Genomic DNA, 7,811 nt, shown 5'->3' with positions numbered 1-7,811 from the left:
CCTTCTCGTGCTACTTGGCGTACTACAAGTTGAAGTGCGGAATGTGGGTTTCAAGGGATTCATGTCTTCCGAACTCAGGGAGTTAAAAAAATTTCTAATTTAACCTCTGAGCGCCTACATTTACTTTAATTTTTTCCAAAATCTTGTCAGGCTTATTATCTTCTAACTTGAAGATAGACTCGATTAATGCTCGTTAAAATTACATCTAATCTCCCTGATGGGGGGGGGATTCCCCAAACCAATTTTGAGCCGTTTTTTTGGGTGGGAACAGTTTAACTTGCCCATTCCTCAACCGATTTTTCTCTAAGATGTCATTTTTACCCGAATTTTTCTTTTTTCTCGGTCTTAATCCCTAACCAACTCCCGACTAATTTCATCCCCTTCTCGTGCTACTTGGCGTACTACAAGTTGAAGTGCGGAATGTGGGTTCAAGGCTTTCAAAATTGACATTTGTGTAAATATTTTGTAATTTTAGTGTTATGTCGATCGCTCCTAAATTTAAACTATCTTCTTCTAATTCGTAATACGTAATCGACCATTTTCCTTCGTCTCTTTTAACATACTGCTCCACCGAATAGCGATATTGGTCGATAACCAGATATTCCTGAAAGCTGGGGAGCGATCGATAAAAATCAAACTTATCCGTCTTATCGTAAGCCTTCGTGGATTTCGACAACACTTCCACAATAACAGACGGATTTAAAATCGTATCTTGGCGATTTTCATAGTATTCTACATCCCCAGAAACCACCATTATATCGGGATAAGTGAAGAGATTGTGTTGCGGAATCCACAGGCGAACGTCACCGGAAAAAACTTGTGCGTTTTTACCGGCTCTTCGGAGTTTAGGGTGACAGAAAAACTAACTTCACGAGATTTCAAGGGTTTTGGCTCTCGAATCTTCAATTTTTTGTATCATGCTATACATTTATAACCACAAACTCCGAAGACCCTTTTTACCTTGTAAGCCAAAAAATAAATAGGAAACCAGTGCCACAATGATCGCATTGTGATTCGTCGTTCCACCAGTCATTTCAATTAACTTTCCATCCCGATATTCATGTTTAATTTCTGAAGATTCTTCAAGATTGAAATAGTCTTCTAGAAAAGTTTTTTGAACTGTCCTATCGAGAGCCATAAACGTTGCTCCAAGGCGCCACCCCAACCAACATTAAACATCGGTCGGTTTACTTGAAATTTTAACATAGACGAAAAATTTATGAATTTGTCGCTAAAGTTAAGATCCCCGACATCTCTAAGAAACCGGCGATCTTAATTAAAGTTTAAAATCGGAAAAATTTGAGAAAACTGTGGGATTCAGACGATTTCAACTACTCACTCGAGTACAGAAGCTCGTTTCTAATAAATTTACATTTTTGAGATGCCACTTTTTTACTGTAGTTTAGAGTGTTTAAGGACTTTCTGGGGCGTTGGGTTTCGTTCCTAAACTCAATCTACGACTTGGACTTTTCAAACTTAACGTTCGCGTAAATATCTCGCAACGCCAATTCTACGTCCACTGAACCTAATTTCAACGCATCATCTTTCGATTCGTAATACGTAATCGACCATTTTCCTTCGTCTCTTTTAACATACTGCTCCACCGAATAGCGATATTGGTCGATAACCAGATATTCCTGAAAGCTGGGGAGCGATCGATAAAAATCAAACTTATCCGTCTTATCGTAAGCCTTCGTGGATTTCGACAACACTTCCACAATTAACGACGGATTTAAAATCGTATCTTGGCGGTTTTCGTAGTATTCCACATCTCCAGAAACCACCATTACATCGGGATAAGTGAAGAGGTTGTGTTGCGGAATCCACAGGCGAACCTCGGTAAAGAAAACGCGATAGGGTTTTCCAACTAACGCCAGTTTGAGGGCGATATAAAGATTTCCTATAATTTCGTTGTGATTGGTCGTCCCTCCCGTCATTTCAATCAACTCTCCATCCCGATATTCATGTTTGATATCCGAAGATTCTTCAAGATTGAAATACTCTTCTAAAGAAGTTTTTTGAACTGTCGTGTCGAGAACCATAAATGTCGCTCCAACGCGCCACCCGAACTGACATTAAACATCGGTCGGTTTATCTGAGATTTTAACACAGACAAAAAATCCCGAACTTCTCGCTAAACTTCAGATCCCCGGCATCTTGAGAGATGCCGGGGATCTTATGGATTAAACTCGGGAAAAGCTTGGGAAATTGTGGAATTTAAACGATTTTAGAAACTATTCAGGACGGGCGATAACGACGCCGTAAGCTTTGGGGGAAAGGTAGCGTTGGGCGGCCTGTTGTAAATCTTTGGGCGTTAAACGGCGAACGGTTTCGGGATAGACGATCGCCGGTTCGAGATCGCCGATTAACGCTTGGAAATAGCCGTATAAATTCGCGCGATCGCTCGGACGTTCGTTCCCAAACACAAAGCGGTTCGCCACTTGCGTACGAATGCGATCGATCTCGGAGTCCAACACGGGTTTGGCGTGTAAATCTTCGATGTGACGCACGATCGCCGCTTCTACTTCCTCGAGATTCTCCGTGGGAAGTTGCGCCGACACCTGGAACACCCCTTGCATCCGATAACTGAGGTTTCCCGCACCGATGCGCGTCACTAACCCCCGTTCTTCCCGTAAATCCCGAATCAGACGCGCCGTGCGTCCTTGACCTAAAATCGTTCCCAAAATGTCGAGGGCGTGCGTTTCGTCGAGTTGGTTCAACCCCGGAACGCGCCACAGGAGACACAATCGCGCCTGTTGCAAACTCGGATCGACGTATTCCCGTCGCGTCACTTCTGCAAACGCGGGTTCTGGAGGAACGTCGTCGAAGGTTCCCAAGCCAGATCCGTCGTGAGACGAAATTTGAAAGAACCCCTCGGCGACGGTGTTGATAAGTCGATCGACGGGGAGGTTTCCCACTGCTACCGCCGTCATCGATCGCGGATGATACCAGGTGTTGTGAAACTCGCGCATTTGTTCGGCGGTGAGGGATTCAATAACCGCCTCCGACCCCAACACGGGGCGACGATAGGGGAGTTCTTCAAACGCGAGAGAGATGGTTTGCTGGAACAGACGGCGACGGGGATTGTCTTCGGCGCGACGAATTTCTTCGAGTACCACGTGACGCTCGCGATCGAACGCGTCGTTAGCAATTTGGGGATTCATCACCACGTCCATCTGTAGCGGCGCGAGATGGGCGAAATCTTGGGGCGCACTGGTGATGTAAAAGTGAGTGTAATCGTGACTGGTGGCGGCGTTCGTCACGGCTCCCCTCGCCTCGATGCGACGCTCGAACTCGCCCATTTGCAGGCGATCGCTTCCTTTGAAAATCATGTGTTCGAGGAAGTGCGCCGTTCCCGCGATCGGGTCGGGTTCGACAGCCGCCCCCACGTTCAACCACAGACTCAGGTTGACGGCTTCAACGGGAACTTGTTCTGCGATGACTGTCAAACCCCCCGGAAACGAGCGAATCGTTGGAGCGTTGAGGGTTGCGGTAGACGGACGACTGAGGAGGGTAGAAGTCATGCGCGATTGGGGTTGGGTACTGAAGGGAAAAATTTTTGCAATTTCATCGATCTCAATACAGTCGAGATCGATCGAGTTAAACGTCTGCTACTATCCTAAGTTACAATAACTGTTAAGAAATGTAAATTAAATAAGAATTCCTTAAAAATCGATGACAAATTCTCGCGTTGTCGTCATCGGGGCAGGTATCGGCGGGCTGACCGCAGCCGCCCTACTGGCCAAACGAGGCTATCTCGTCTCCGTCTTCGACCTGGCGATCGTTCCGGGCGGTTGCGCCTCCACCTTCAAGCGTCGCGGCTTCACCTTCGACGTGGGAGCGACCCAAGTGGCGGGACTCGAACTCGGCGGAATCCACCACCGCATTTTCCAAGAACTGGACATCGATCTTCCTGAAGCGACCCCCTGCGATCCCGCGTGTGCGGTGTACCTTCCCGGTGAAACCGAACCCGTCAACGTTTGGCGCGATCGCGATCGCTGGCGCGAAGAACGACAGCGACAGTTTCCCGGTAGCGAACCCTTCTGGCGACTCATGGAAAACCTGTTTCGCTGGAGTTTGGCGTTTCAATCCCGCGATCCCGTCCTTCCGCCGCGCAACCTGTGGGATTTAATCCAACTCGTCGGGGCGGTTCGTCCTGCGACCCTCCTGACGCTTCCTTTTAGCTTCGCGACAGTCGGAGATGCCTTACGCTGGTTCGGACTCAACGACGATACGCGCTTGCGAACCTTTCTCGACCTGCAACTCAAACTGTATTCCCAAGTCGAAGCTGAAGAAACGGCGTTACTCTACGCCGCCACCGCTCTCGGCGTCTCCCAAACCCCGCAAGGACTGTATCACCTCAAGCCGAGTATGCAGGCGTTGAGCGATCGCCTCGTCGAAGCCCTGCAACGTTACGGCGGTTCCTTAGAAATGCGCCATACCGTCGAAGCGATCGCCACTCAACACAACCGCGTAACCGGAGTGCGCGTCCGCAACGCCAAAACTGGAGCAGTTCGCGACGAACCCGCCGATATCGTCATCGGAAACGTCACCGTCGCGAACCTCGTCAAACTCCTCGATCGTCTCCCCTCGATGGAAGGATACCGCCATCGCGTCGAAAAACTTCCCCCCGCTTCCGGTGCTTTCGTCGTGTATCTCGGCGTCAACGCCGACGCCATTCCTCTCAACTGTCCGCCACACCTGCAATTTTTCTACGACGCCAAAGGCCCCATCGCCGAAAACAACTCCCTCTTCGTCTCCGTCAGTCGTCCCAGTGACGGACGGGCCCCAGACGGACGCGCCACCATTATCGCCTCTTCCTTTACCGACACGCGAAAGTGGTGGAATTGCAACGATTACGAGGCTCTCAAACAAAAATATACGAACCAGGCGATCGCGCGTCTCGGAGAGTACTTTCACCTCTCTCCCGATACCCTGATTCACGTCGAAGCGGCCACACCGCGCACCTTCCATCACTTCACCGGACGCGAAGCAGGAGTCGTCGGCGGAATCGGACAGCGAATTTCCACCTTCGGACCGTTTGGCTTTGCCAACCGTACCCCCGTTCGCCATCTCTGGCTCGTCGGAGACAGCACCCATCCCGGCGAAGGCACCGCAGGCGTCAGTTATTCTGCATTAACTGTCGTTCGACAGATAGAAGCACTACAAGGACACCTGTAGGATATTGAGATACACCATTTACTCGACCGAACCTTTTATATGACTGTTGCGCGAACCATTTGCCTGGGATTTCTCGGGGTGATTGCCGTCGGAACGCTGTTATTGATGCTTCCGATTTCGGTCGCTGACGGCACGTGGAACGATTTCGTGACGGCGTTGTTTACCGCCACCTCTGCCACCTGTGTTACGGGTTTAATTGTTGTCGATACGGGAAGCTATTACTCCGTTTGGGGGCAGTTGGTCATTTTGCTGTTGATTCAGGTGGGGGGTTTGGGATACATGACCGCCACCACCTTTTTATTGTTGTTGCTCGGGCGAAAATTCCGCGTTCGCTACAAAGTTGCCCTACAAGAATCTCTCGATTCTGCGGGGTTGTCGAGCGTGTCCCAACTGATTCAATCGGTGGTCGCGATGACGGTGGTTATCGAACTGACAGGCGTTTTTTGTTTGTTAGTAACGTTCGTACCCGATTTTGGATTTCGAGGTGCGATTTGGCAGTCTGTTTTTCACAGCATCAGTGCGTTTAACAATGCTGGATTCAGTTTGTTTGCTGATAGCTTGATGGGTTATGTTTCGTCTCCCTGGATTAATTTCGCGATCGCTGCTTTAATTATCCTCGGGGGGATCGGTTACCAAACAATTATGGAATGCTTTTTCTGGGCAAAAAATTTGTTTTCTAGCAATCCCAAACGATTTCATTTTTCGCTTCATGCTAAAACTGTCGCCAGCACGACCTTATTTTTATTAATTACTGGAATGCTTGGTTTTTTTGCGACCGAGCTTTATAATTCACAGACATTTCAAGGTCTTGCGTTTGGCGATAAAGTGATGGCGGCTTGGTTTCAGTCTGTAACGACGCGAACGGCGGGATTTAATAGTATCGATATCGGTCAAATGACGACGGCGGGATTGTTTTTGACGATCGCGTTGATGTTCGTCGGTGCGAGTCCCGGAAGTACCGGAGGTGGGATTAAAACGACGACGTTTCGCATCCTCGCTAACTGTACGGAATCGGTGTTACAAGGGCGAGAGGACGTGGTTCTCTATCAGCGTAAAGTACCAGTAGAATTAATTCTGAAGGCGATCGCAGTTGTTGTCGGTTCGATCGCGACCGTGGTGTTAGCGACGATGGTGTTAGCCTTTTCAGAGCGCGATTTAGAGTTCGTACAATTGGTGTTTGAAGTAGTTTCTGCGTTTGCCACGGTGGGGCTGTCGATGGGAGTTACGGCAAAACTTTCGATGTTTGGAAAGCTCGTCATTACAGCAATTATGTATATCGGACGGGTGGGGATTTTAATTCTGATGGCGGCGATTCTCGGCGATCCGAAACCGAGTTCGATCGATTATCCCGACGAAGATTTGTTAATTGGATGAATTTAAGCAAATAAAAGGAGTTTGGACGGAATCAAAGAAACAAGTGTTTTTATATTAGGGAATTAGTACCGTTGCCAGATATTCCCCGTTCCTTATTCCCCGTTCCCTATTCCCTAAAGGTTTACGATTACGAGGAAGTCTTGTATCCTCAAGATTTGCTTTAATTAGATTCTAGGATTGATTGAGGATGTTTAGCGTGAATTTATCATCGTTCAATTTTTTGAAAAACTGGCAACCGGAAAACGAACAGTTTGCGGTGGTGGGGTTGGGACGGTTTGGGCGCGCGGTATGTGCGACGCTGCATAGTTTGCGGTACGAAGTGTTGGCGGTCGATCGCGACGAAAAATTAGTCAACCAGGCGTTAACCGATCGCATCGCCGATCACGTGGTCTGTTTGGATACCACCGAACCCTCGGCGTTGAAAGAAGCGGGACTGTTCGAGTTCGATATTGTCATCGTCGCGATCGGAAACTATCTCGCCGAAAGCATTATTACGACGTTGAACCTCAAAGAAGGCGGTGTCAAGCATATCGTCGCCAAAGCCTCCTCTGAAGTTCACGTGAAGCTGTTGAAGAAAGTCGGCGCCGATCGCGTCGTGTTTCCCGAACGAGAAATGGGATGCGAACTGGCGCGATCGCTCACGCGTCCCCGCATTCTCGATCAGTTCGAACTCGATCCCGACCACAGCATTGTCGAAATTGCCGTTCCCGAGAAGTTCGAGGGCAAAACCCTCGCGGAATTAGATTTACGGAAGTCCTATGGTATAAGCGTTTTAGCCGTTGGAGAACCGAGCAATCTGCACATTAATCCCGCACCGAGCGCTCAACTGAAAAACGGCTTAGTTATGGTGGTTCTCGGCTCGAACCGGGATCTCGATCGCCTCCCTCTCTAGCTGTATCTCGAAAGCAATATCTCTTGGGGTAGATGACAGCTGCGGTGACACAATGCCACAATGGGGACAATAAATTGAAGGCAAAGTCGATTTTTGTCAAGTCTTTGCAACATTTTTTTACAGTGTGTTACGCTGAAGCCGAAACACACGTTCCCGCAGCCAAACCCTAGTGCAGCGTCAACTCTAAGAATTAGGGTTAACGGGAGTATTGAGGTAATCTGTAGGGAGCGAGCCGGAGTCCCATGCAGAAAAAATACATTGTGCGCCTGACAGCAGAAGAGCGTCATCAGCTACAGGCAGTGATTAAGAAACTCAATGGTAGTAAGCCAAAAAGTACGTCGAGCGCAGATCTTGCTGAAAGCGG

General features: G+C 48.7%; 5 protein-coding genes and 1 pseudogene. 3 read left to right on the top strand and 3 right to left on the bottom strand.

Annotated features, from left to right (window positions below; all coding sequences use genetic code 11):
• Window positions 1-373: 373 nt before the first annotated feature.
• The 3 genes and pseudogenes from GEI7105_RS39980 to GEI7105_RS0116795 form a co-directional block, all read right to left on the bottom strand.
• Window positions 374-1,138, bottom strand: a pseudogene (locus GEI7105_RS39980) (Uma2 family endonuclease).
• A 316-nt stretch (window positions 1,139-1,454) separates the two neighbouring features.
• On the bottom strand, window positions 1,455-2,042 hold the full coding sequence (locus GEI7105_RS0116800) for a Uma2 family endonuclease (RefSeq protein WP_017661595.1): 588 nt from the start codon (window positions 2,040-2,042) through the stop codon (window positions 1,455-1,457).
• A gap of 192 nt (window positions 2,043-2,234) precedes the next feature.
• Window positions 2,235-3,524: a M16 family metallopeptidase gene (locus tag GEI7105_RS0116795; protein ID WP_017661594.1), complete on the bottom strand. Its 1,290-nt coding sequence runs from the start codon at window positions 3,522-3,524 to the stop codon at window positions 2,235-2,237.
• Window positions 3,525-3,675: 151 nt separating this feature from the next.
• Here GEI7105_RS0116795 and crtD point away from each other — a divergent pair, with 151 nt between their 5' ends.
• The 3 genes from crtD (at window position 3,676) to GEI7105_RS0116780 (ending at window position 7,447) form a co-directional block, all read left to right on the top strand.
• Window positions 3,676-5,181 carry a C-3',4' desaturase CrtD gene (gene crtD, locus GEI7105_RS0116790; RefSeq protein WP_017661593.1) on the top strand — a complete coding sequence of 502 codons (1,506 nt, stop codon included), beginning with the start codon at window positions 3,676-3,678 and terminating at the stop codon, window positions 5,179-5,181.
• A 39-nt stretch (window positions 5,182-5,220) separates the two neighbouring features.
• Window positions 5,221-6,555 (top strand): TrkH family potassium uptake protein, encoded by a 1,335-nt coding sequence (locus GEI7105_RS0116785; RefSeq protein ID WP_017661592.1) that lies wholly within the window; start codon window positions 5,221-5,223, stop codon window positions 6,553-6,555.
• 196 nt (window positions 6,556-6,751) lie between these two features.
• Window positions 6,752-7,447, top strand: a complete 696-nt coding sequence (locus GEI7105_RS0116780) for a potassium channel family protein (protein WP_026097727.1) — start codon at window positions 6,752-6,754, stop codon at window positions 7,445-7,447.
• The last annotated feature ends 364 nt before the right edge of the window (window positions 7,448-7,811 follow it).

It is taken from the genome of Baaleninema simplex PCC 7105 (assembly GCF_000332355.1).
Lineage (GTDB): Bacteria > Cyanobacteriota > Cyanobacteriia > Cyanobacteriales > Geitlerinemataceae > Baaleninema > Baaleninema simplex.
This window is presented reverse-complemented; position numbering and strand designations above follow the sequence as displayed.

Coding starts and splice junctions, on each gene's coding strand:
- crtD (WP_017661593.1), top strand. CDS start 3,676: ATGACAAATTCTCGCGTTGTCGTCATCGGGGCAGGTATCGGCGGGCTG.
- GEI7105_RS0116785 (WP_017661592.1), top strand. CDS start 5,221: ATGACTGTTGCGCGAACCATTTGCCTGGGATTTCTCGGGGTGATTGCC.
- GEI7105_RS0116795 (WP_017661594.1), bottom strand. CDS start 3,524: ATGACTTCTACCCTCCTCAGTCGTCCGTCTACCGCAACCCTCAACGCT.
- GEI7105_RS0116800 (WP_017661595.1), bottom strand. CDS start 2,042: ATGGTTCTCGACACGACAGTTCAAAAAACTTCTTTAGAAGAGTATTTC.